The sequence below is a fragment of the Burkholderia guangdongensis genome, from assembly GCF_013403875.1.
GTDB classification, from domain to species: Bacteria; Pseudomonadota; Gammaproteobacteria; order Burkholderiales; family Burkholderiaceae; genus Burkholderia; species Burkholderia guangdongensis.
The window spans coordinates 56,236-79,919 of sequence record NZ_JACBNX010000007.1 but is presented as its reverse complement, the minus strand read 5'-3'; the positions used below and the strand labels follow the sequence as shown (position 1 = coordinate 79,919).

Here is a 23,684-nt window from a genome sequence, read left to right as displayed (position 1 = left end):
ATTTAACGAATCAATTCCAATACATCTTGGCGACAGAGCTCCGTGATGACGCAACGCAATTTATCGGCATCCAGATCCGGATGCTGCTCAACCAGGTCAGCAGAGGTAATGCCCGGAGTCGACGCAATACTTTGGATGATTCGCCGCCCTTGTTCATCCAGATTCACTTTCGTACCATTAGCGATGATGCAATCTAGTGAGCGCCGAAAAGGAGAAGCATCCGATGCTATACGCAACCCAACATGCTCGCCGACGCCATCGATAGACGCATCCGCGAATATTTCAATGGCTAATGGCGACTCGACACGTGCCGCCCCGATAAACGAATCCATAAATCGATCGTAGTTCTCCCGATCGCGCAAGGATTCAGCGATCCGCCTCGCGAGCATGGAAACCGTATCTTCGTCCTGCCGCCAATCGAGAAGTGCTTTTCTTGCGGGAAGGAAGGCCGACATCTTACTTAGCGTCCAACCGAGATAGTCAACGGCATACGCGGGGAACGTCCCAAGTGCCAAATGAACACTGGCCTCGCCGAGCGGCAGCGGATTGTGCCACCAGCCGCGCGGAACATAGAGGACGTCCCCCGCCTCCAGGACGACATCCATTTTGGAATCCGGCGGGCATGGATACAGATGTTCGTAGTCTTTGCTTTGTTGCGTGTAGAGTGGGGCTTCGAGTGACGGCTCGTACAACGTCCAGCGCTTGCGGCCGATTAGCTGAACCGCGAAGACGTCACGAGTATCCCAATGACAACGATGTGAGCTCTTTGTCCCAAACGCCACATAGAGACTGCTTACCACGCGTCGATGCGTATAATCCGCAACGCATTTCGAGAAAGCATGAACCTTGGCCTCGTTACTGATCTTGTTCGCGATCAACGTCCCGCCCTTCCGTAGATAATCGTACACGACCGGTTTAATCAGACGATGCCGAAGCATTCCAACGTCCAAATAACTCTCGACATATTCTGCTTTCGGGCGCACCCCATCATAGGTCAATTTAAAATCCTCGGATGCAGGATCACTTCTCGCGATAATTTCATTGACATCGCACCACGAGAAACCCGCTGTGAATGCAGCACTCTTCATCAGCAAAGGTTTTCGCTCTTGGATATGCTCGATGAAATCACCAGATGGGACGCTGAAACGAATATTCATAGGACGCCTACGGTTATTGGTAACTGCAACCGCAATAATCAACACCAGTTGGTTCAATGCGCCCAAACGAGCCGCCAGATGCATCAAACATCTTTCCGGTGGCATATCCAGCCGCAGCGCCCGCGGCCGCACCGGCCAACCCGCCAAGAGGGCCGCCGACGGCAAATCCAACCGTTCCAGCAATTCCTCCAGCGCCCATGCTAGGAGCCCATGAAAGACCCCATTGCATCATTTCGCCAGCCCATCCGCCGGCTGCACCGGCAACGAGTTCCAAATCCTTGATTGTCAATTCACGCAAGGTATATCTCCGAGCAGTTGGGAAATATGCTTAGTGCGGCTCTCCAAAAAAGCAGACGGTTATCCTCTGCCCTAATATCGCATCGCATCAAAAAATCGATATATGAGATACAATGCACCTCACACTCGAAATAAAAAATTAATCTTCATTTAATTAAAATGAAAGATTTAATTTGATCACTCTTTGTTCCAGATCAATTTCCGACGAGATTCGCACCCCATCTACTAACGAAAACTCGTGCTTCCACGCAATTGCCCACACCACTCGTCAACTCCGCGTGGTGCTGTTTCTCGTGCTCGCGTCGGTCACGTTCAGCCTGTTCGACTTCGTGATCGGCATCTGGTCCAACAGCTTCGAGAAGCTGCAGTTCGTGCTGCTCCTGATCATCACGCCGCTGACGTTCCTCGGCGGCAGCATCTACCCGATCGACATGCTTCCGCCCGCGTGGCGCATCGTGATGCTGTTCCTCGCGATCGTCGCGTGGATCTTCCGCACCGGCTATCGGCTGAAGAACTGACGAACCGACGCGCGGGCGATGGCGCATTTGATCTAATCGATGGCGGGTTTTCTCCGATACGGCCCATTCTGATCGCGTCTACTGAAGCACCGGGGCCTCGAAGCATGTCGCTTCGAGGCCCCTTTTTCATTCAGGGAACGCCATGCCCGCCACCGCCTCCCCCGCGCACGCCAGCGCGGCCGCCCGCCTGGAACGCCTGCCGTTCTCCGGCTATCACCGGCTGATCTTCGTGATCGTCGCGATCGCGTTCTTCTTCGATTCGGTCGACCTTGGCACGATGACGTTCGTGCTCGGCTCGATCCGGAAGGAGTTCGGCCTGTCGACCGCGGCCGCCGGACTCGTTGCGAGCGCAAGCTTCTTCGGGATGGTAATCGGCGCCGCACTCGCCGGGCTGCTCGCCGATCGGTTCGGGCGCCGCCCGGTTTTTCAGTGGAGCATGGTGCTGTGGGGCACGGTATCGTATCTGTGCTCGACCGCGCAGAGCGTCGACGCGCTGATCGTCTGGCGCGTGCTGCTCGGGATCGGGATGGGGATGGAGTTTCCGGTCGCGCAGACGCTGCTGTCCGAATTCGTGCCGACCGCGAACCGCGGCCGGCTGATCGCGCTGATGGACGGCTTCTGGCCGCTCGGCTTCATCACGGCAGGCCTCGTGTCGTACTTCGTGCTGCCGCAGTTCGGCTGGCGCACCGTGTTCGCGCTGCTCGCGATTCCGGCCGTGTTCGTGCTGTTCGTGCGGCGCCTCGTGCCGGAATCGCCGCGCTGGCTCGAGCACGCGGGCCGGCTCGCGCAAGCCGACACGGTGATGCGCGACATCGAAGCGAAGGTGATGCGCTCGGCGGGCGTCGCGACGCTGCCTTTGCCTTCGCCGTCAATCGCCGCCGCCACGCCCGTGCGCGGCCGCGGCGCGTTGCGCGAGATCTGGAGCGGCGCGTATCGCCGCCGTACGACGATGGTCTGGCTGCTGTGGTTCTTCGCGCTGCTCGGCTTCTACGGGCTCACGTCGTGGCTCGGCGCGCTGCTGCAGCAGGCCGGCTTCGCGGTCACGCAATCGGTGTTCTATACGGTGCTGATCTCGCTCGGCGGCGTGCCCGGCTTCCTGTGCGCCGCGTGGCTCGTCGAGCGCTGGGGACGCAAGCCGACCTGCATCGCGTCGCTGGTCGGCGGCGGAGTGATGGCCTATCTGTACGGCCAGAGCGCGCTGCACGGCGGCAGCGTCGCGCTGCTCGTCGGCACCGGCCTCGTGATGCAGTTCTTCCTGTTCGGCATGTGGGCAGCGCTCTACACGTATACGCCGGAGCTCTACGACACCGGCGCACGCGCGACCGGCTCCGGCTTCGCGTCGGCGATCGGGCGCATCGGGTCGCTGATCGGGCCTTATGCGGTCGGCGTCGTGCTGCCGGTGTTCGGCCAGGGCGGCGTGTTCACGCTCGGCGCGCTGTCGTTCGTGGCGGCCGCGCTCGCTGTGGCGGTGCTCGGGATCGAGACGAAGGGGCTCGCGCTCGAAGCGCTGGCGTCGGACGACGACGGGCGCGGCGGCTCCGGCTATGCGGTGGCGGCGGACAAGGTGTCGTGACGCGCGATTGAGCCTCGTCCCAGCGTGGACGAGGCGAGCCAACGCAACACATCCATCGTCTGTAGGCCGAACGTCTGGCCGAACGTCTGGCCGTACGCGCCGACGAACTGCTTCGCCGCCTCGTTCTCGGCGCTGATCCAGTACGCGTCCCGGCCCGGGATGAATTCGACCGACGCATTGCGCCAATCCTCATCTATTTCATCGGCGAGCACCGGCGGCAATCCGGTGTAGCCCACCTACCCTACTTCCGCCTGCGACAAGCCGAAGATCGTCCGGCCGTCGGCGTCGATTCGTACCCAGTCATTGATCTCGCGCAGGCGCGCCTCGTCCCCCACATGTCGCGTCAGTGATCGCTCATCCCGAAAAGGGATCCGATCGTCCCAATTCATTGCGATCAAATCGAGAAACAGTGCTTTCATTTGGGATGATCGGCTACCTTTTTGATGATTTCGGAGGTTGATCCGGGAATTTGGGCGACAAAAAATGCGCAACCGGCTCTAGCACTGTTGATGCAACAAGGAGAAAAGAGATGTTGAGTCCCGAAAAGAACCAGACGCTGACGCAAGTGGGATCGGGTACCCCGATGGGCGAATACCTTCGCCGTTACTGGCATCCGATTGCCGGCGTCACCGAATTCGACGACAAAGCGGTGCGTCCGATTCGTTTGTTCGGCGAGGATCTCGTTCTGTTCAAGGATCTGTCCGGCAAGTACGGCCTGATTCAACGCCGCTGCCCGCATCGCGGTGCGGATCTCGCGTTCGGTTATGTCGAAAAGGAAGGCCTGCGCTGCGCGTACCACGGCTGGGAATTCGCGTCGGGCGGCCAGTGCGTGCACCAGCCCTACGAGGAGATCGTCGACCCGGAGGCCCGCCTTCGCAAGAAGACAGCGGTAAAAGCATACGAAGTGCGCGAGAAGGCCGGCATGTTGTGGGCGTACATGGGGCCGGCGCCGGCTCCCGAGCTGCCGGACTGGGATCTGTTCAACTACAGCAACGGTTTCGCGCAAGCGGTTTTCGCCGAACTGCCGTGTAACTGGTTCCAATGCCAGGAGAACTCGATCGATCCGATCCACTTCGAGTGGACGCACAACAACTGGACGGCACGCCAGCAGGACGACAACGCGGAATACGTCCCGACTCATCTGAAAACACTGTACGAGGAGTTCGAGTACGGCTTCGTCTACAAGCGGCTGCGCGCGTCGGAGAGCGAGCAAAACCCGATGTGGACGGTCGGCCGCGTGACGCTTTGGCCGAACGCGTTCTATCTCGGCCACCACTTTGAATGGCGCGTGCCCATTGACGACGAAAACACATTGAGCGTGCTGTGGGTATTCAGCCGCGTACCGAAAGAGCAGGAGCCTTATGTGCAGGACCGGATTCCGTCATGGTACGGCCCGCTGCACGACGAGAACGGCAACTGGATCACGAGCCACGTGGCGAACCAGGATTTCGCTGCCTGGGTCGGTCAGGGGCCCATCGCCGACCGTAGCAAAGAGACGCTGGGCGCGAGCGATCGCGGCATCGTGATGATGCGCAAACGCTTTTTCGACGAACTCGACGCGGTCGCGGGCGGCGCGCAGCCCAAAGGGCTGATTACCGACAAGGCCGCCAACAAGAACGTGCGCCTGCCTTCCGCTTGCCGGGAAGAAATGCTGAACGGCCTGCCGCGCGCGGAGCAGGACAAGCACCCGCTGCTCGGGCCATACCTGCGCGACTTCATCGGTCAGGCGGGGCAGCCGGAAGAAGTTCGGAGCAGCTATGAAAAAGCGATCGGCCAGAAGACCCAGCGCGCAAAATTTTTCGTGGTTCACGGTGCCGAAACCGACGACTAAGTATCACTCGAGCACTGATCCCAATGGTCATCAAGCGTGTGGAAATGGAAATCCGTCCCATGAAATACAAAATTATGCTGGCTGCGGCACTGGTATGTGCGAACACGTCGAGCTATGCGCAGAGTTCGATAACACTGTATGGTTTGCTGGACGAAGGGGTGACCTACGTCAGCAACGAAGCCGGCAAACGCTTCGTCGGTCTGGTGGCGGGCGAAAACTTCGGCAATCGCTGGGGATTGCGCGGCACGGAGGATCTCGGAAATGGATACAAGGCCATTTTCGATCTGGAAAGCGATTTCGACCTCAACACGGGATCATCGGTGGCAGGCATCGGTCCTGCATTGTTCGGACGTCAGGCCTACGTCGGAATCGCGAGCCCGTACGGTACGATTACCCTAGGTCGTCAGTACGATTTTGCGTGGGATTACATGACGCTCGGCTACTTCAGCCCGGCGGCCTATGCCCTTGCCACGGGCGGGCACATCGGCGACGTCGACCGGCAAGGCGGCGATCGCCTGAACAACGCGATCAAATACACGAGCCCTTCGTTCGGCGGCGTGCAGATCGGCGCGCTCTATTCCTTCGGCGGCGTGCCTGGACAGTTCACGAAGAGTAGCGCGTATAGCGTGGGAGCCAAGTACGACGGCGACAACCTGCACCTGGCCGCCATCTATACGAGCGTCAATAACCCGGCATTCTTCGATCCGTATGGGCAATTGGGCGTCTCGACCTTTCTCGGTCAGGCAACGACCCAGAACGGTCAGGATGCGTATTGGGAAGGCAATTTCGCACTCGATCGCCAGTCTTCGGCCGAACTCGGCGCATCGTATAAATTCGGACAGCTTACTGTAGCGGGCAACGTCACGGCGACGACGTTCAAGGGATACGACAAATCCCAGACACTTTGGATTTATGAAGGTGGTTTGATCTATTCGTTCACGCCGGAGCTTCAGGGCATCGCGGCCTACGAATATGAAAAGACCAACGACGTTCACTGGAACCAGCCGACTGTCGGCGCGTACTATTTCCTGAGCAAACGTACGAGCCTCTATGCCGCTGCCTCGTATCAAATCGCGTCGGGGCCGGTCGTCGCTCAGCAGGGGCAGGACTTTTACTGGTACACACCATCGTCGAATCACGAGCAGGCCTCGATGCGTGTCGCCATCATTCACAAATTCTGAACGAACGCGGCGGGAAAACGTCCGGACACGCCGTACAGGTGTCCCCCTGGAATAGATCGTCATGAAACATTCACCGATGTTGCAAGCCCGCGTACGTACCCTCCGTTACGAGTCGGAGCGGGTCGTCAGTATTGAACTCGTGCCGGTAGCCGGAAGCACTTTTCCCGAATTTACCGCGGGTTCGCACGTGGATCTGCATTTGCCGAATGGCATATCGCGAAGCTACTCGCTGCTCAATTCGACGAGCGATTCCAACCGGTACGTGCTCGGCGTGCTATTCGATCCGAATAGCCGGGGAGGATCGCGTTTCGTGCATGAAGAACTGCGCTGCGGTAGCGTGCTGACGATCAGCACGCCACGCAACCACTTCGAGCTCGACGAAACGGCCGATGAGACGGTGCTCATTGCAGGCGGCATCGGCGTGACGCCGATCCTGTGCATGTACCGGCATCTACGTGCACGAGGCAAGTCCGCGCGCGTGGTCTACTGTGCTCGGTCACGCAACCAGGCCGCGTTTCTCGACGAGTTCGCCGCGCTGGGCGGCGATGTCGAGCTCTGGTTCGATGACGAGCATGGTGGCCAGCCTTTCGATCTTCGGCAATTCTTTGCCGCGCAACCCAAGGACATCCACGCATACTGCTGCGGTCCACTGCCGATGTTGTCTGCGTACGAGGCAGCCTGTGCCGCGTGCGGCATCGCGCACGTGCATCTGGAACGGTTCGCCGCCGTCCCTGCGACGACCAGCGCTCCGGCGGGAGGGTATCGGGTTTACCTGAAACGCAGCGATCGAACGATCGAAGTGCCGGACGGCAGCCCTCTGCTGGATGCGCTGCTCGCCGCGGACATCGACTGCGAATATAGCTGTCGCGAGGGTCTGTGTGGAGCTTGTGAGACGGTCGTGCTCGACGGTGTTCCGGAGCATCGCGATTGCGTGCTCAGCGAATCGGAGAAAGCGGCCGGCAAGACGATGATGATCTGTGTTTCGGGATCCCGGAATGGCGGCAAACTGGTTCTGGACCTTTGACGGTACGGCCAGAAAAAGCTGGCGACAGGGTTCAGCTGGCGTGGGGCTCCTGCCGGCTCAGCGGCCGCTGCACATAGGTGCGGGGCGCGACGCCCGCCCAGCGCTTGAATGCGCGCGCGAAGGCCTTTTCGGATTCGTAGCCGATCTGAGCGGCGACCGCGGAAACGCGCGCCCCGGGGGTCGTCAAGGCCTTGACCGCCGCGTGCATGCGAACATGGGTCACGTGCGTCATGGGCGCAGTACCGACGATCGTCGTAAAGCGGCTCGCGAACCTCGAGCGCGACATCGCCGCCAAATCCGCAAGTCGTTCCAGGCTCCAGTCCTCTCCAGGCGCGCGCAAGATCGCGAGAAGCACAGTGCCAATTTGTGGATCGAAGAGTCCGGCGATCCAATTGGCATCGTTGCCCATATGCATTTGAATGTGGGCCCGGATCATCTGTATCAACAACACCTCGGATACTCGCGTTGCCGTAATGTGCCAACCGGACCGGCAAGACATCGATTCCTCGATGAAGGCCCGAAGCGTCAATTTGAGCCACGGCGAAATGGCGGGATCGTTGTCGCGAATGTGAATCAGTTGAGGCAGAATCGAAAACAGCGGGTGGCGCTCCTGATCGGGAAACCCGACAATGGCCGTATGCATTTCGCATACCCTGCCGCTGCCACCGGCTTCGAACTCCAGAGGCGTGTCATAGCGAGGCTGCACACCCTTTTCGGCGACGAGTTCGAAGAACGGCTTGACGGGACATTCAAGATCCGAGCCCATGCGATGCCGCGTACCGTGTGGAAGCAACACGACATCGCCAGGTTCGACCCAGACGGGTTCAAGGCCTTCCGGTTGCAGGTAGTACGGAGCGCCCTCGCAGATTCTAAAAGGCACGCCGTTCACCGCTTCCTTGTCGATGCCCCACGGTTCATGCAGCGTGAAATGCCCCGTGACCACCGCATTCGTATGAAAGTCAGATAAAAACTCGCTTAACGGGTCCATGTAGCGCAGGGCAAATCGACGGGTTGAGTTGATGATAATACTCCGCGACACCCAAAAACGCGCTATGCCGGCGCCACGACCGGCTCGGGCCCGCATCGCTACAGATCCGCATCAGCGTGCTTGTCCGGCGCCGCCTCGCGCTTCCTGGTCGGCGCGAAGCGCGCGCTCGCCGGGCTCCACACGCGGCGGAACTGCTCGAGCTCGTGCTCTTCGGCAAACACCGCCATCGACGGCTTGACCAGATCGTGCCGCGACACGATGCCGAGCAGGCGATACGTGTGCTCGTCGTCGACCACCGGCACGCGGTCGAGCCCCGTGATCGCCAGCCGGGCCGCGACGCTTCGGCACGTTTCTCCCGGCAGCGCGAATTCGGGCCGCGCCGCGAAGAACGTGCCGAGCGGCGCATCGCTTTTCTCGGGAGGAATCCGATCGAGCAGCGCCCGGTCGACCATGCCCACCAGCGCCCCGGACGAGACCACCGGATACGCGCGAAATTTCTGTCGTGATCCGAAATAATCGCGGAGCACGTCGGCCACCGTGGTCTGCGCATCGATCGCCTCGACCGAGCGGCTCATCACCTCGTCGACATAATGTCGTTCGAGCGGATCGATGCTGTACTCGCGGTAGATGTGATAGCCGCGCCGCGCAATCTTCTCCGTCAGAATCGAGCGGCGCATCAGCAGCACCGTGAAGCCGTATGCGACCGCGGCGGACGCCAGCAGCGGCAGCAACGCATTCGCGTCGCCCGTCAGCTCGAACGCGAACACTGCCGCCATCACCGGCGCGCGCATCATCCCGCCGAGCGCGGCGGCCATGAAGATCAGCGGCCAGACCGCCGGATCGCCGCCGGGCATGTACGGCGCGACGATCGCGCCCACGCCCGCGCCCATCATCAGCAACGGCGCCAGCACGCCGCCGGACGTGCCGGACGCGAGCGCGATGACCCAGATGATCGCCTTGATCACGACGATCGAGATCACCGCGTGCAGCGCAAGATGGTTTTGCAGCAGATCGCCGATCACGTCGTAACCGACGCCGAGCGTGCGCGGCTGAAAATATCCGCCGATGCCGACCGCGACCGCACCCAGCGCCGGCCACCACATCCAGTGGATCGGCAGCTTGCCGAATGCGTCCTCGACCTTGTAGAGCCACGTCGACAACCCCCACGACAGCGCACCGGCGATCACGCCCGCGATCGCCGACGACACGATGCCGATCGGACCGAGCGACGCCGTCTGCAGCGGAAACAGCGGGCCGCTGCCGAGCAGCAGCGGCCGCGTGAAGCCCGCGACGACGCAGGCGATCGCGACCGGCAACAGGCTGCGCGGCCGCAGCTCGAACAGCAGCAGCTCGATCGCGAGCAGCACGGCGGCGACCGGCGTGCCGAACACCGCGGTCATGCCGGCCACCGCGCCCGCGACCAGCAGCGCCTTCCGTTCGGCGCTCGTCAGATGAAAATACTGCGCGACGAGCGAGCCGATCGCGCCGCCCGTCATGATGATCGGACCCTCGGCGCCGAACGGCCCGCCGCTGCCGATCGCGATCGCCGACGCGAGCGGCTTGAGCACCGCCACTTTCGGCGACATCCGGCTTTTCCCGAACAGGATCGCCTCGATCGCCTCGGGTATCCCGTGGCCGCGAATCTGCTCCGAGCCGAACCGGGCGATCAATCCGACCAGCAGGCCGCCGATCACGGGCGCCACGACGACGAGCAGCCCGAGCGCGTTCCGCGACGGCGAATGGTTCGCGACGGATAGCGTCTGGAAGAAGAACAGGTTCGTGAAGAAGCGGATCAGGTGCAGCAAAAAATCGGCCGCGACGGTGCTCAATACGCCGCCGACCGCCGCGATCGCACTGATGCGCAGGAGTCGAACGTCCGTCGCGAAATCGCCCTTGTGCTCGCTCATGATTCCCCTTGTTCGGCAGCCAACGATCGGTAGCACCTGGAGCGTATATATATCACAATATGATGTAATTTGCCGAAGGGGCGCGTGTCGCGCCATGACCGGACTCAGAGCGTGCCGCGCACCGCCGCTTCGAACAGGCGTGCGTATTGCGCGGCGTCGAACGCGATCGGATTGGTGGCGGCCGACCCGTCGGCCACGGCCATCTCGCCGATGCGCCGCGCGTCGCCGGCGTCGATACCGATCTCGGCGAGCGTATGCGGAATGCCGAGCGACGCGCGCAGGCTCAGCACCCAGTCGAGGAAGCCCGCGAAACCGGCCGACGGCAGGCCGAGATAGCGCGCGAGCGCGCCGATGCGCTCGTCGATCGCCGCCGCGTTCGCGCGCAGCACGTACGGCATCAGGATCGCGTTCAGCATGCCGTGATGCGCGTCGTACAGCGCGCCGAGCGGATGCGCGAGCGCATGCATCGCGCCCAGTCCGCGCTGGAACGCGGTCGCGCCCATCGCCGACGCGACCAGCATCTGCTGGCGCGCGTCGAGATCGCCGCCGTCGGCGACGGCCCGCGGCAGATATTCGCCGATCATGCGCATCCCCTCCACCGCGATGCCCGCGGCCATCGGATGGTAGAACGGCGAGCAATACGCCTCGAGGTTGTGCGACAGCGCGTCCATGCCGGTCGCGGCCGTCAGGCGCGGCGGCAGGCCGACGGTCAGCTCCGCGTCGAGAATCACGACGGACGGCAGCATGCGCGCGTGAAAGATGATGCGCTTTACGTGCGCGGCCTCGTCGGTGATCACCGACGCGCGCCCGACCTCCGAGCCGGTTCCCGCCGTGGTCGGCACGGCCACGACCGGCACCATGCCGGCGACGTTCACGCGCAGATGGTTGTCGCCGACATCCTCGAAATCCCACAGCGGGCGCGTTTGCCCGGCCATCATCGCAACCGCCTTCGCCGCATCGAGCGCGGAGCCGCCGCCGAACGCGATCACGCCGTCGTGGCCGCCCGCGCGCAACGCGCGCACGCCGTCGTCGACGTTGCCGCCGGTCGGATTGCCCTTGATGTCGCGGAACAACCCGCACGGCAGGCCCGCCGCTTCGCACGCGGCGCGCACGGCCGACACCATCGGCAGGCCCGCGAGCCCCGGATCGGTCACGACGAGCGGCCGCGTCATGCCGACGCTCTTGCACCATTCGGGCAATTCGCGCACGCGCCCCGGCCCGACCTTGACGGCGGTCGGGTAGTTCCAGTTGACGGAAGCGGGAGTCATAGCGTCATCCTCGAGACGGAACCGCGCGTCACAGCGCGCGCAGATAGAACGATTTGGGCTGGGTCAGATGCTCGTAGCCGATCACCGATAGCGACGCGCCGCGCCCGGTATGCTTCACGCCGGTCCACGCAAGCGCCGGATCAAGATAGTCGCAGCGGTTCATGAAGAACGTGCCGGTCGCGACGCGCTCGCCGATCGCCACCGCGGCCGCTTCGTCGCGCGTGAACACCGCCGCGCTCAAGCCGTACGGACTGTCGTTCATCAGCGTCACCGCCGCGTCGTCGCCGCGCACGGGCATGATGCCGACGACCGGCCCGAAGCACTCGTCGTTCATCAGCGTCATGCCGTGATCGACGTCGACCATCAGCGCCGGCGCCACGTACGGCGTGCCCGCGCGGCTCGCCGGAAAACGGCCGGCGTCGATCAGGTCGCGCGCGCCGCGCGCGAGCGCGTCGGCGACGACGCCGCGCACGCCGTCGGCGGCCGAGGTCCGCACGAGCGGCCCGAGCGTGGTCTCGTCGTCCAGCGGGTTGCCCAGCACATAGCGATGCGTGAGCGCGACCGCCTGCTCGACGAACGCGTCGAACAGCGGCTGCGCGACGTAGATGCGCTGGATGCCGCAGCACGACTGCCCGGAATTGAAGAACGCGCCGTCGACGAGCGTCTCGACCGCGTGCTCGAGGTTCGCGTCGGCCCGCACGTAGGCCGGATCGTTGCCGCCGAGCTCGAGGCCGACGCCGATGAACCGCCCCGCCGCCGTCTGCTCGACCATGCGGCCGCCGGCGACCGATCCCGTGAACGACACGAAGCCGATCTCCGGCGCGCGGATCAGCCGCTGCGTCGTGTCGTGGTTCGCGTGCACGAACTGGAACACCCCGTCGGGCAGGCCCGCTTCCGTGAACGCGAGATGGATCTGCTCCGCGCACAGCGGCGTCTGCTCCGAATGCTTCAGGATCACCGCGTTGCCGGCCATCAGCGCCGGCACGATGCTGTTCACGGCAGTCAGCAGCGGATAGTTCCACGGCGCGATCGTCAGCACCACGCCGATCGGCTCGCGCCGCACGTATCGGGTGAAACCCGGCTGCGGCTCGACCTCGACCGGGCGCAATGCCGCGTCGGCGATCCCGATCATGTGGCGCGCGCGCGCCGCGAAGCCGTCGACTTCGCCGGGCGTGTAGCGCAGCGGCCGGCCCATCTGGCGCGTGATCGCTTCCGCGGCTTGCGCGCGCATCGCGACGAACCGGTCGACCGCCGCGCCGAGCAGCGCCTGCCGCTCGGCCAGCGGGCGCACGCCCCATGCGCGCTGCGCGGCCCGGGCTTTCGCGAGCGTGGCCACCAACTGGGTTTCGGTTGCATAAGGACGCCGTACGATCTCGCGGCCGTCGATGGGGCTGAGGGTGACGAGTTCCTGTGTCATGAAGGCCTTCGGGACTCAGATGATTTCGAAATAGCGCGCGAGCTCCCAGTCGGTCACGTGACGCCGGAACTCGCGCTCCTCCCATTCGCGCGTGGCCGCGAAATGCTCGACGAACGCATCGCCGAACAGCGTGCGCGCGGTGCTCGATTCGCGCAGCCGCTGCGCCGCGTCCCACAGCGTATTCGGCAGCTTCAGCGCGGGCTCGAACTGCTGCGCATACGCATTGCCCTCGACCATCGGCGCCGGCTCCAGGCCCGTTTCGATCCCGTACAGGCCGGCGCCGAGCGCGGCCGACAGCGCGATGTACGGATTCGCGTCGGCCGAGCCGATGCGCACCTCGACCCGCTGCGACTTGTCGGTGCCCGGAATCAGCCGCAGCGCGGTCGTGCGGTTCTCGATGCCCCACGTCGCGTCGAGCGGCGCCCAGTAGCCCGGCACGAGCCGCGAGTAGCTGTTGATCGTCTGCGCGTACATCGCCATGAACTCCGGCAGATAGCGCTGCACGCCGGCCATGAAGTTCGCCTGGACGCGGCTCATCCCATGCGGCTGGCTCGCGTCGAAGAACGCCGACTTGCCGGTCTTGCGCTCGCGCAGCGACACGTGGATGTGCCCGCTCTGCCCGGAATGCTCGTGCGACCATTTCGCCATGAACGTCGCCATCAGGCCGTTCTGCTGCGCGAGCGCCTTCACGAACGTCTTGAACAGGAAGCCCTTGTCGGCGGCGTCGGCCGCCCGGTCCACCGCGATCGCCGCCTCGATCACGCCCGGCCCGGTCTCCGTGTGCAGCCCTTCGATCGGCATGTCCATCGTCTCGCACAACGCGTTGAGCTGCCGGTAGAAGTCCGACGCGACGGTGCTGCGCAGCACCGAGTAGCCGAAGTTGCCCGGCGTCCACGTCTGCAGGTTGCGATAGCCCTTCTCGCGCACCGATTGCGGCGTCTCGTTGAACATGAAGAACTCGTATTCGAGCGCCGCGTACGCATCGAAGCCGAGCGCGTCGGCGTGCTGCAGCACGCGGTGCAGCAGGCGCCTCGGGCACACGGCCGCCGCGTCGCCGTCGAATTCCGCGAGGAAGAACAGCATCCGCTCGCCGCCCGGCCCGGTTTCGAGCGGCAGCCGGCGGCAGCTCTGCGGCACGATCCGGACCTGCGCGTCCGGATACGCGGTATGCCAGCCGGTGTACCGAACGTTGTCGTACAGGTGATCGTCGAGGTCCCAGCCGAGCACCACGTTGCAGAACGCGAACCCCGACTTCAGCGCGGACAGGAACTTGTCGCGGCGCAGATACTTGCCGCGCATCACGCCATCGATGTCCGACAGCCCGACCTTGATGTGCGTGAGCGCGCTGGCCTCGACCAGCGCGATCGCATCCTCCACCGTCTTCACTTCGCGTTCATGCATTGTCGTTCTCGCTCGAGGATCGTGGATCGTGGATCGGGCGCCGACCTTCAGCCTGCCGCGAACGTCGCGCGGAGCGCGTCAGACGCCGTTGCCGCCGACCGTCCGCAGACTCTTCCACTGCCCCTGCTGCACTTCGAACAGCGTGTACGGCGGCTTGATCAGGTCGCCGTTCGCGTCGAACGCGATCTTGCCCGTCACGCCCGACACGACGACCTTCGGGAACGCGGCCACGATCTTCGCGCGGTCGAGCGAGTCGGCGTCGTGAATCGCCTTCAGCATCGCGAGCGCGGCGTCATACGCGAACGGCGCGTACAGCTCGACGTCCTGGTTGAAATGCGCCTTGTAGCGCGTCGCGAACGCCTGCGCGGCCGGCAGCTTGTCGAGCGCCGGGCCCGGCTCGAGATCCTGCGTGCCGTTGCCCGCCGGCCCCGCGATCTGCAGGAATGCATTGCTCTTCAACGCGCCCGCGCCGAACAGCAGCGACTGCATGCCGAGCGAGCGCATCTGCTTGACGAGCATCGCGCCCTGCTCGTCGAGCCCGCCGAAGAAGATCACGTCGACGTTCTTCTCCTTGAGCGTAGTCAGGATCGCGCGGAAGTCAACGGCCTTGTCGTTCGTGAATTCGCGATCGACGATGTTGCCGTTCGCCTGCTTCGCGCCCTTCTCGAACGCATCCGCGAGGCCCTGGCCGAACGCGGTGCGGTCGTCGATGATGCCGATCCGCTTCGCCTTCAACTGCTGCACCGCGAACTGGCCGGCGATCACGCCGCCGACACCGTCGTGCCCCATCGTGCGGAACACGTTCTCGAAGCCCTGGTGGGTCAGCACCGGATTGGTCGAGCCCGGCGTGATCATCGCGACGCCGGCCTTGTGGTAGACGGCCGACGCCGGAATGCTGCAGCCGGAGTTGTAGTGGCCGATCACGCCGACCACGCCGTCGTCGATCATCTTCTGCGCGACCTGCATCGCGGTGCGCGGATCGGCCTGATCGTCCTGCACGTCGAGCACGTACTTGACCGGCTTGCCGCCGATCGTCGGGTGCCGCGCGTTTTCCTCGTCGATCGCGAGCTGCGCGCCGTTCTCCAGATCCTTGCCGACGCGGGCGACCGGCCCCGTCAGCGGCCCGACGAAGCCGATCAAGACGGTCTGGGGCTCCGCACCGTACGACGGCGCATGCGCACACAGAACTCCAACTGCAAGTGCGACAACCAGGTTTCGGCGTTTCATGATGTCCGTCCTCATTCGTGCAGAGTGTTGCGATGACTAAAAACGACGCGGGCTGTAGGGCTCGAGATCGATGGGGGAAGGACGGCCGGCGACGAGGTCGGCGACGACGCTGCCCGTCACGCCGCCCAGCGTGACGCCCAGATGTTGATGCCCGAACGCGTAGACGACGCGCGGCGACGCGCTCGACGCGCCGACGACCGGCAGCCCGTCGGGCAGGCTCGGCCGGAAGCCGAGCCACGTGCTGTCCGGTTCCGGCAGGCCCGGCAGCGCCTGCCGCGCGGAAGTCGTGATCAGGTTCAGCAGCGCCTGATTCTTTTGTAGCCCATATCCGCCCAGCTCGACCGTGCCGGCCGCGCGGATGCCGCCGTCCATCGGCACCATGTAGAAGCCGCGCTCGGCCCAGCCGCAAGGGCGCGAAATCAGCGACGACGTGCCCGGAAAACGCACGTGATAGCCGCGCTCGGTGTCGAGCGGCACGCGATCGCCGCACTGGCGCGCGAAGCGGCCGGACAGCGCGCCCGCGCAGACCACCACGTGCTCGGCGCCGTGCGTGCGCCCGGCTTCGTCGACGATGCGCACGCCGGCCGGCCGCGGCTCGAGCATGCGGATCGCGGTGCGCTCGTGCCGCAGGCCCTGGCCGATCAGCGACGCATGCAGCGCGCACAGGAAGCCGCATGGATCGCTGAGGAACCAGCTGTCACGGAACAGCGTGCCGTGCGCGAAGATCGGCGCGAGATTCGGTTCGAGCGCGCGAATGCCGTCGCGATCGACGTTCTCGAACCGCACGCCGAGCGAGCGACGCAGCGCCAGCGATGGCTGCGCCGCGTCGAACGAAACCGCGTTCGAATACAGGTACACGCACTCGCGCTGCCGAACGAAGCGCGACAGCGCGTCGCTCGCGAGCATCTCCCGATAGCCGTCGAACGCGCGCGACAGCATGCCGGCCAGCGCCTTCGCGCTGAGCTCGTAGCGCCCAGGCGTCGCCGCGAGCAGAAAGCGCGCGAGCCACGGCGCGAGTTGCGGCAGGTAGCGCCAGCGAATCCTGAACGGGCTCGTGGCCGAGAACAGCAGACGCGGCAGGCTGCGGAACACGTCCGGATTGTTGACCGGGATGCACCCGTAGTTCGCGAACGTGCCCGCGTTGCCGTAGGACGCGCCTTCGCCGGGGCCGAGCGGATCGAACAGCGTCACGCGATGCCCGTCGCGCATCAGCCAGTACGCGCTGGACAAGCCGACGAATCCGGCGCCGATAACAGCGACTTCGGCCATCATTTCTTCCAGTCGGCAGCGGGTGCCGGGAACGTGCGGCGCGCCACCGGCGCGCCACCACACAAACATTGAAGACATACTCACACAAAGTTTTTTTGTGTGCAATGAGTTTGTCTTTGTGTGAGTCTAGGTATTTTCCCCGGCGCGGCGGCGGCGCTGTTGCGGCGCAATGGCGCGCCCGCGCGCACATACCCGTGGCGCTTTGCTGCATAAAGGGTTTAGTATCTGACCGATACCCGTTCGTGTTGCATCGCGCGTAGCGGTTTGTGTGGCCTGACGAGTTTTTGTATGGAGTTATTACTTGAATGAAGATCGAAGCAAACCGCGCAAGCGGTGAAGACAATCTCCAGACAAAGGGACGCCAGGCGACCTATCTCGAAGTGTCGCGCAGCCTCGAGGAAAAGGTGCGCAACGGGTTTTACCCGCCGGGCAGCCGTCTGCCGCCGCAACGCGATCTGGCGCTGGAGCTCGGGATCAACGTGTCGACGGTGTCCCGCGCGTACAAGGAGCTGCAGGCCCGCGGGCTGATCGTCGCGAGCAAGCGGCGCGGGTCGATCGTCACCGGCGGCGCGATGCCGCCGGTTCACGCGCGGGCCGACGGCGGCGCGCTCGCGCTCGCGGCCGGCGGCGCGAACGCGGTCATCGATCTGACCGTCAATCGCCCGGCCACCGGCGAATTCCTCGCGCAGCTGACGCGCACGATGGCGAACCTCGCGCGCGACCCGCGCTATGCGCAGACGCAGGAGTACCAGCCGCCGCAAGGGCCCGACTGGGCGCGCGCCGCCGGCGCGCAATGGATCGCCGCGCCGGGTTTCGCGCCGACGCCGGACAACGTGGTCGTCACGAGCGGCGCGCAGCATGGCCTCTATGCGGTGCTGAGCAGCCTGATGGGGCACGAGGGCGTGATTCTGTCCGATCAGCTGACCTATTACGGGCTGAAGGCGCTCGCGCCGGTGTTCCAGTTCGAGCTCGTCGGCATTCCGAGCGATCACGAGGGGCTGCTGCCGGACCGGCTCGAGGACGCGTGCCGGCGCATGCGCGTGAAGGCGATCTTCACGGTGCCGAACCTGCAGAATCCGACCGTGGTCACGATGAGCCTCGCGCGGCGCGCGGCGCTCGTCGACATCGCGCGGCGCCATCACATCGCGATCATCGAGGACGACGTGTACGGCCCGCTCGTGCGCGCGCGCCTGCCGACGATCGCGAGCCTGTGCCCGGAGCTGACGTTCCACGTCACGTCGACGTCGAAGATCCTCGCGCCGGGGCTGCGCATCGGCTATCTGCTGACGCCGCCGCACGGCGCCGCGCTCGCGGCGGAGGCCGTGCGCACGACCGCCTGGATGCCCGCGCCGCTGTCGACGCTGATCGTCACGCGCTGGATCGAGGACGGCACCGCGCAGACGATCCTCGACGCGCAGCGCACCGAGCTCGACGCGCGCCAGGCGCTCGCGCGCGAACTGCTGCCGGCGGAGCACCTGGCGAGCGATCCGGCATGCATGTTCGTCTGGCTGAGGGTGCCGGCGCCGTGGCGCTCGGACGATTTCGCGGCCAACGCGCTCGCGCGCGGCGTCAACACGATGCCGGCGTCGGCGTTTGCGGTCGATCGCTCGACGGTCGAGCACGGCGTCCGGATCAACCTCGCGTGCGCCGAGTCGCGCGAACAGCTGACGCGGGCGCTGCAGATCCTCGCGCATACGCTGCGCGACCGGCCGCGCGCGCTGTTCGGCACGATCTAGCGGGAAGGCGGCTTCCGGTTCAGTAAAAATGATCCAAAGTGGATCTGTTGAATGAACCGGTTTTTCGCGATAATTTGCAACGATGCGTAGCAATATGCAGCAATGCGGAGCAACGCCCCCGGATGACGTTCGAGCCGGCGGGCCTGCGCCCCGCCCCACTCGCGGAATCGACATGTACATACCCGCCCATTTCAACGAACCCCGCATCGACGCGCTGCATGCGTGCATCGCGCAGCATCCGTTCGGCACGCTGATCACGCATGGGAAGAGCGGGCTGGACGCGAATCACCTGCCGTTCGAGCTGGCGGCGGACGAAGGCGAGTTCGGCGTGCTGCGCGCGCACGTCGCGCGGGCCAACCCGGTCTGGCGGGACGTCGCGAATGGCGACGACGTGCTCGTGATCTTTCGCGCGGGCGATGCGTACATCTCGCCGAACTGGTATCCGAGCAAGCATGAGACCCACCGGCAGGTGCCGACCTGGAATTACGTCGTCGTCCACGCGCACGGCCGCATCGCGATTCTCGACGACGAGCGCTACGTGCGCGGCGTGGTCGCCCGGCTGACCCGCACGCACGAAGCATCGCAACCGCAGCCGTGGAAGATGGCCGACGCGCCGAAGGATTACATCGACAAGATGCTCGAGTCGATCGTCGGTCTGCAGATCGACATCACGCGGCTGGTCGGCAAAAGCAAGCTGAGCCAGAACAAGGACGCGCGGGATATTCGCGGCGCCGGCGAAGCGCTGCTGGCGCGCGAGCAGGTCGAGATCGGCGATGCGATGCTCGCGCGGGCCGAGGAAAAACCGGAATAACCGCCCCATGTATGCTTTCACCTTTATTTTTCGGGCCGGTCAGTACGACGACGCATTCCATCGATATGGGGATGGCGGACTTGGGAAGGAGAACGAAGGTCCGCCTGCTTGAGCGGCGCCGCGCTCGCATGCTTGCGGCGGGGAGAAACCGCAAGGAGATATTCAGTATGACGAACGATCGATCACCGGCTCCGTGCGCTCCATGTTTTTCGTGCTGCGATTCCGCGAGCATCCCGTGGACGCCGTCTCGCTTCGCGCCGGGTGTCGACGTGAAAAACCTCGGTAAAGCCGACGGACGTGGGATGCAGCTCGTCAGGTTCGCGCCGGGCGCCGTCTTTCCGGATCACTTTCACACCGGTCCGGAATTCGTTTACGTGCTGGACGGCGAAGTCGTCCAGAATGGACGACGGCTACGGTCGGGATATGCGGGCGTGGCGGAAAGCGGGACGGTCGATGCCGGGTTCAGCAGCGCGACCGGCTGCACGTTTGTGCTGGTCTATGCGCTGGATCAGGTTTTCGATTCCGTCGAGCCGGTGGTACCGCCTGCGGTCAAAGACGCGTCGCGATGATTTCGGCCGCACGGTGAAGCATCATCGAGATGCATTCGTGGATGCACGACCGGCCGCAAGCAGGAGCTGGTCGACCAGTTCGAGCTGCAACGGATCGTTCGCGTCGAGCTTTTTTCTCTCGGTCACGTACTTCCAGCCATCACCGTTACCCGGGTTGCGGTAGAAAGCAACGATCGCGACATACTTCGTGTCGGGCTGCATCGGCTGCGTGAGGCTCGCGGACGCGCCCGGGTTCAAGACGGTTGCCATATTGGCCTGCAGATCCTGCGCGAGCACGGTCCGGTCGTTTTTCAGCAGGTCGTCATAGGAGGCGCCATCGAACATCTTGCGGCCCTTCAACTGATACACGCGCACCGCGACCGACGTCGGGCGGCCAGCGTCGTCCGGATTCAACGCTTCGCGCGCCGCAAGATCGACGTTGAGCCTCTTGACCTGCTTGAAAAAGACCGCGTGATAGGCGCTCGACGACGCATCGGAGACTGTCTGCCAGACGCCGCAGGCCGACAGCAGCAGGACGGACACAATGGTTGAAATGGCGAAGCGGATAGTCATGGATCTTCCCTGGTCAGGCAGGTTGAGTCAGGTGCGGATTGGGCCCCGGCGTGGGGAACGCTTCGTAGATACCCAGCGCAATATTGATCAGGCGCTCCTCGTCGGCGGGCAGCACGATCGTCCAGCCGAGGCGCGGCACCGGACCGGAATTCGCCAGACCAATCGCCGGTCGCGGCGCGAGTCGTGACGACACTTCCATGCGCAGGTGCACGTCGGCCTTGACACCGACATACAGCTGCACGAATGCCATCAGTTCGCGATGCAGCCATGCGCCAGGCAAAAGATCGTGAGCCTGCCGCACATCCGTCGGCCGCAGCGTCACGCGCACCGCACGGCCGCGATAGGCGAGTCGCCGGCCAAGCACGTAGCCACATCCGAGGCCCCGACGCGCCCCCACTTCCGATAAAGCGGCGCACTGGCCGGATGACGTCAGCGGCTGTGGCTGTCCGGCGCGCGTGGCGACCGGAAAGAACTCGTCGACGCGTACCCCGATACCAGGCACGGCAAGCGCGACGACGCCGGCGAGCCCTTCGGGCGTGCGCGTATGCTGAATCAGCAGCCCCAGCAGCGCGAGCAACCGCGAATCCGGCAGACCGGCGCGCCGAGGTTTGTCGCCCCAGCCGAACCCCGCCAGACACAACAGATTGCGAGAATGCGCGTCGCTGCCGGCCGGAAGGAAGCTTTCAGGGTAGCGGTACTTCTTCCACGCGCGGTACAGCAACGTGACGAAACGGTGATTGAACTGGTCGAGAAACGCTTCGACGACCTCGTGCCCCTCCTCGCGCAGCGCAATCTCGTCGATCATGTGCGACGGTAGCGCCGCGTCGACGCCATACAAACCCATGAAAGTCGTGCGCACAGTCGGTGGCGCATCGGGGCCGAATGCGCCAGACCCGTCGTCAAACTCCACCGCCGAGATTTCTCCCGCCGGAAAGCCCATGCGGGGCCGTGGCCGAAAGCGCACCCGTTCATGCTCGAGCGTGTCGCGCGTGCCGAAACCGGGGGCTTCCGGCACACGCGCCTCGAGCAACCGGCACAGCTGCATGAAGTTCATGCGGGGCGCACGGGCAAGCAGCGACGCGACGAGCGGCTCGAGATTCGGTAACGCTCGCGGCGTCATAGCGGTCCCCGTTGTGCCTTGCTGCGTGGCCAGGTCGTGCGGGTCTGCAACGGCAGGCTCACGATCGACAGCTTCGTGAACAGGTTGATCTCCGCGTACTGCGCGAAGAAACGATGCAGCAACTCGCCGAACAGCATCACGTCCCCCTCGCCCGCAAACGCATGCGAATCGAGCGTCACCTCGATCAATACGCCCCGCTCGACCGAACCACCCGACACCTCCTCGAGCAGTTCCTGCGACACCCACAGGATGCCCTCGAGCCGCCGGCGGTTCAGCTCGTCGTCGGTCCAGTCGTACAGCGCGAGCGCCCCCCGCAGCACCTCCGCATTCATCATCGACAGGAAGTTCGGTGCCAGGTGCGACAGCACGCGCCACTGGAAGCGGTCTTCTGTCGGCGGATACAGTGGCAATGTTGGCGACACCAGATTACGCACGCCCGCGACGTTCGGCGTGCTGGCCGCGAGCTCATCGAGACTGACTTCACGCAGCCCCTTGCGCGGCAGCAGGCCGTTGGTTCCCGTCACGCGCAGCGACAGACTTTCCTCGGGCAGCGTGTCCATCGTCTCCCATGCATGACCGCCGAGAACCACCCAGGTTTCGTGCAGCCCCGTCGCACCCGGTCGCACGCGCGTATGGAAATAGCGCTCCGGCGCCTCGTGCCGCAGCATGCCGCCGCGGTGCCGGAAGGTCGCGAACGGCACATATTCGTATCGCTGCGCCGTGTCGTGGTCGAACGTCGCGATCGCGTCGACCGAATAGGTTTCGACGTGCTCGCCCTGATGGCCGGCCGGCACCACGCGATACTCGGTTTCGTGGTGGTCGATCTCGATCGGTTCGGCATCCAGCTCGAACAGGTTGATCACCGGGCTGCAAAACAGCCGTACGTTCTCGGCGCTGAACCGCTGGTCCGACGGATAAGCATGCTTCAGCATGATTTCCAGCTCAAAGCGAGTGGCGCTTTCGGGCAGCCTCGTGATATCCAGTCCGCACAGGTCGACGAACAGGAATTTCTCGCGGAACGTGAAGTACTCGAGCAGCAACTGGTAGCCCGAGAATGCCGCATCGGCCTTTGGCCACAGTCGCTCTTCGGTCGAGAAGCCCGCCGGCTCGAACGTCACGCCGGCGAGTGGCACTGCTTCGCCGTCGCGGATGTGCGGAATGCGCCAGTGGATGGCATCGACCTGACGCGTAAGCGCGAGATGCATCGCGAATGCGGTCGGCAGATCCGCGCTCAGGTGCAGACGCAGCCGCGACAGATTCGTTTCCTTGCGGAGCGCCGATCCGTCCAACGCGAAGCCGAGCCGGATCACCGAGCGACCATCGTGACGCACGGCCGGCCCGGCATGGGTGATCGAGAGCGGTTGCAGTGTCACGGCCTGCGTGGTCCGGTACAGGCACCGCACGGTCTTCGGTGTCGTGCCTTCGGCGCCGGTCGCCGCTGGTGGCACGGAAATCGGCACGGAAATCGGCGCGGAACGCACCGGCACGCTGGCCGGTACCACTTCGGTCTTCTGCAGTTTTTCCGCGAGCGGAATCAGCTCGACCACCGACAGCGACGGAATCATCCGCAGGTAGTGCGGCCATAGCAGGCTCACGAGCCCTTCGGTGAGTTCCGGCAGTTCGTCGTCGAGCTTCTGCCGAAGCCGGCCAGTCAGGAACGCAAAGCCTTCGAACAGCCGCTCGACATAGGGATCGCGATCGCCGACGCGATCGAGGTTGAGCATGCGCGCCCGGTCGGGATGCGCCTTCGCGAATTCCTTGCCGGACTCGCGCAGGTAGCGCATTTCCGCTTCGTAGTAGCGCAGGATCGGATCGTCTTTTTCCATTGTTCTTCGTTG

General features: G+C 64.3%; 20 protein-coding genes and 1 pseudogene. 8 read left to right on the top strand and 13 right to left on the bottom strand.

Features of this window, described 5'->3' with window-relative positions; all coding sequences use genetic code 11:
• Positions 1-2: 2 nt before the first annotated feature.
• Positions 3-1,340: a JmjC domain-containing protein gene (locus HZI36_RS08865; RefSeq protein ID WP_246327022.1), complete on the bottom strand. Its 1,338-nt coding sequence runs from the start codon at positions 1,338-1,340 to the stop codon at positions 3-5.
• 371 nt (positions 1,341-1,711) lie between these two features.
• On the opposite strand from HZI36_RS08865, the pseudogene HZI36_RS08860 reads away from it, so the two are divergent.
• Positions 1,712-1,972, top strand: a pseudogene (locus HZI36_RS08860) (ABC transporter permease); the annotation flags it as partial.
• Positions 1,973-2,114: 142 nt separating this feature from the next.
• Complete coding sequence (locus HZI36_RS08855) at positions 2,115-3,545, top strand: MFS transporter (RefSeq protein WP_179402270.1); 1,431 nt, start codon at positions 2,115-2,117, stop codon at positions 3,543-3,545.
• Here the strand turns inward: HZI36_RS08855 and HZI36_RS26955 are convergent.
• A complete protein-coding gene (locus HZI36_RS26955) occupies positions 3,515-3,781 on the bottom strand; it encodes a hypothetical protein (protein WP_246327021.1) in 267 nt (88 codons plus the stop codon). The two genes, HZI36_RS08855 and HZI36_RS26955, sit on opposite strands and share 31 nt — an antisense overlap.
• Positions 3,782-3,964, bottom strand: a complete 183-nt coding sequence (locus tag HZI36_RS26950; RefSeq protein WP_246327020.1) for a hypothetical protein — start codon at positions 3,962-3,964, stop codon at positions 3,782-3,784.
• Between the two features lie 50 nt (positions 3,965-4,014).
• Between HZI36_RS26950 and HZI36_RS08845 the strand changes: the two genes are divergently transcribed.
• From HZI36_RS08845 to HZI36_RS08835, 3 genes are all read left to right on the top strand, one after another.
• Positions 4,015-5,376 carry an aromatic ring-hydroxylating oxygenase subunit alpha gene (locus HZI36_RS08845; protein ID WP_246327019.1) on the top strand — a complete coding sequence of 454 codons (1,362 nt, stop codon included), beginning with the start codon at positions 4,015-4,017 and terminating at the stop codon, positions 5,374-5,376.
• A 59-nt stretch (positions 5,377-5,435) separates the two neighbouring features.
• Positions 5,436-6,557 (top strand): porin, encoded by a 1,122-nt coding sequence (locus HZI36_RS08840; protein ID WP_179402269.1) that lies wholly within the window; start codon positions 5,436-5,438, stop codon positions 6,555-6,557.
• 61 nt (positions 6,558-6,618) lie between these two features.
• On the top strand, positions 6,619-7,581 hold the full coding sequence (locus HZI36_RS08835) for a PDR/VanB family oxidoreductase (RefSeq protein WP_179402268.1): 963 nt from the start codon (positions 6,619-6,621) through the stop codon (positions 7,579-7,581).
• Positions 7,582-7,612: 31 nt separating this feature from the next.
• Here the strand turns inward: HZI36_RS08835 and HZI36_RS08830 are convergent, their stop codons facing one another.
• From HZI36_RS08830 to HZI36_RS08800, 7 genes are all read right to left on the bottom strand, one after another.
• A complete protein-coding gene (locus tag HZI36_RS08830; protein WP_246327018.1) occupies positions 7,613-8,665 on the bottom strand; it encodes an AraC family transcriptional regulator in 1,053 nt (350 codons plus the stop codon).
• Positions 8,666-8,667: 2 nt separating this feature from the next.
• Entirely contained in the window at positions 8,668-10,476 is a 1,809-nt protein-coding gene (locus tag HZI36_RS08825; protein WP_179402267.1) for a chloride channel protein, read from the bottom strand.
• A gap of 104 nt (positions 10,477-10,580) precedes the next feature.
• Positions 10,581-11,744, bottom strand: a complete 1,164-nt coding sequence (locus HZI36_RS08820; RefSeq protein ID WP_179402266.1) for an iron-containing alcohol dehydrogenase — start codon at positions 11,742-11,744, stop codon at positions 10,581-10,583.
• A gap of 28 nt (positions 11,745-11,772) precedes the next feature.
• Positions 11,773-13,161, bottom strand: a complete 1,389-nt coding sequence (locus HZI36_RS08815) for an aldehyde dehydrogenase family protein (protein ID WP_179402265.1) — start codon at positions 13,159-13,161, stop codon at positions 11,773-11,775.
• 15 nt (positions 13,162-13,176) lie between these two features.
• Positions 13,177-14,562: a glutamine synthetase family protein gene (locus tag HZI36_RS08810; RefSeq protein WP_179402264.1), complete on the bottom strand. Its 1,386-nt coding sequence runs from the start codon at positions 14,560-14,562 to the stop codon at positions 13,177-13,179.
• Between the two features lie 78 nt (positions 14,563-14,640).
• Positions 14,641-15,789 (bottom strand): branched-chain amino acid ABC transporter substrate-binding protein, encoded by a 1,149-nt coding sequence (locus HZI36_RS08805; protein WP_179402263.1) that lies wholly within the window; start codon positions 15,787-15,789, stop codon positions 14,641-14,643.
• Between the two features lie 36 nt (positions 15,790-15,825).
• Positions 15,826-17,058: an NAD(P)/FAD-dependent oxidoreductase gene (locus HZI36_RS08800; protein ID WP_179402262.1), complete on the bottom strand. Its 1,233-nt coding sequence runs from the start codon at positions 17,056-17,058 to the stop codon at positions 15,826-15,828.
• A gap of 305 nt (positions 17,059-17,363) precedes the next feature.
• Here HZI36_RS08800 and HZI36_RS08795 point away from each other — a divergent pair, with 305 nt between their 5' ends.
• The 3 genes from HZI36_RS08795 (at position 17,364) to HZI36_RS08785 (ending at position 20,174) form a co-directional block, all read left to right on the top strand.
• Positions 17,364-18,794 (top strand): aminotransferase-like domain-containing protein, encoded by a 1,431-nt coding sequence (locus HZI36_RS08795; RefSeq protein WP_179402261.1) that lies wholly within the window; start codon positions 17,364-17,366, stop codon positions 18,792-18,794.
• Between the two features lie 172 nt (positions 18,795-18,966).
• The gene (locus HZI36_RS08790) at positions 18,967-19,605 is read left to right on the top strand and encodes an FMN-binding negative transcriptional regulator (RefSeq protein ID WP_179402260.1); all 639 of its coding nucleotides are present in this window, start codon (positions 18,967-18,969) and stop codon (positions 19,603-19,605) included.
• A gap of 167 nt (positions 19,606-19,772) precedes the next feature.
• Positions 19,773-20,174, top strand: coding sequence for a cupin domain-containing protein (locus HZI36_RS08785; RefSeq protein ID WP_179402259.1), 402 nt, complete (start codon positions 19,773-19,775; stop codon positions 20,172-20,174).
• Between the two features lie 21 nt (positions 20,175-20,195).
• Here the strand turns inward: HZI36_RS08785 and tssJ are convergent, their stop codons facing one another.
• The 3 genes from tssJ to tssF are packed head-to-tail and all read right to left on the bottom strand — an operon-like array spanning position 20,196 to position 23,672.
• Positions 20,196-20,726 (bottom strand): type VI secretion system lipoprotein TssJ, encoded by a 531-nt coding sequence (tssJ, locus tag HZI36_RS08780; RefSeq protein WP_179402258.1) that lies wholly within the window; start codon positions 20,724-20,726, stop codon positions 20,196-20,198.
• A gap of 13 nt (positions 20,727-20,739) precedes the next feature.
• A complete protein-coding gene (tssG, locus tag HZI36_RS08775) occupies positions 20,740-21,846 on the bottom strand; it encodes a type VI secretion system baseplate subunit TssG (RefSeq protein ID WP_179402257.1) in 1,107 nt (368 codons plus the stop codon).
• Positions 21,843-23,672, bottom strand: a complete 1,830-nt coding sequence (gene tssF, locus HZI36_RS08770; RefSeq protein ID WP_179402256.1) for a type VI secretion system baseplate subunit TssF — start codon at positions 23,670-23,672, stop codon at positions 21,843-21,845. Before tssF ends, tssG begins: the two co-directional genes overlap by 4 nt.
• Between the last annotated feature and the right edge of the window lie 12 nt (positions 23,673-23,684).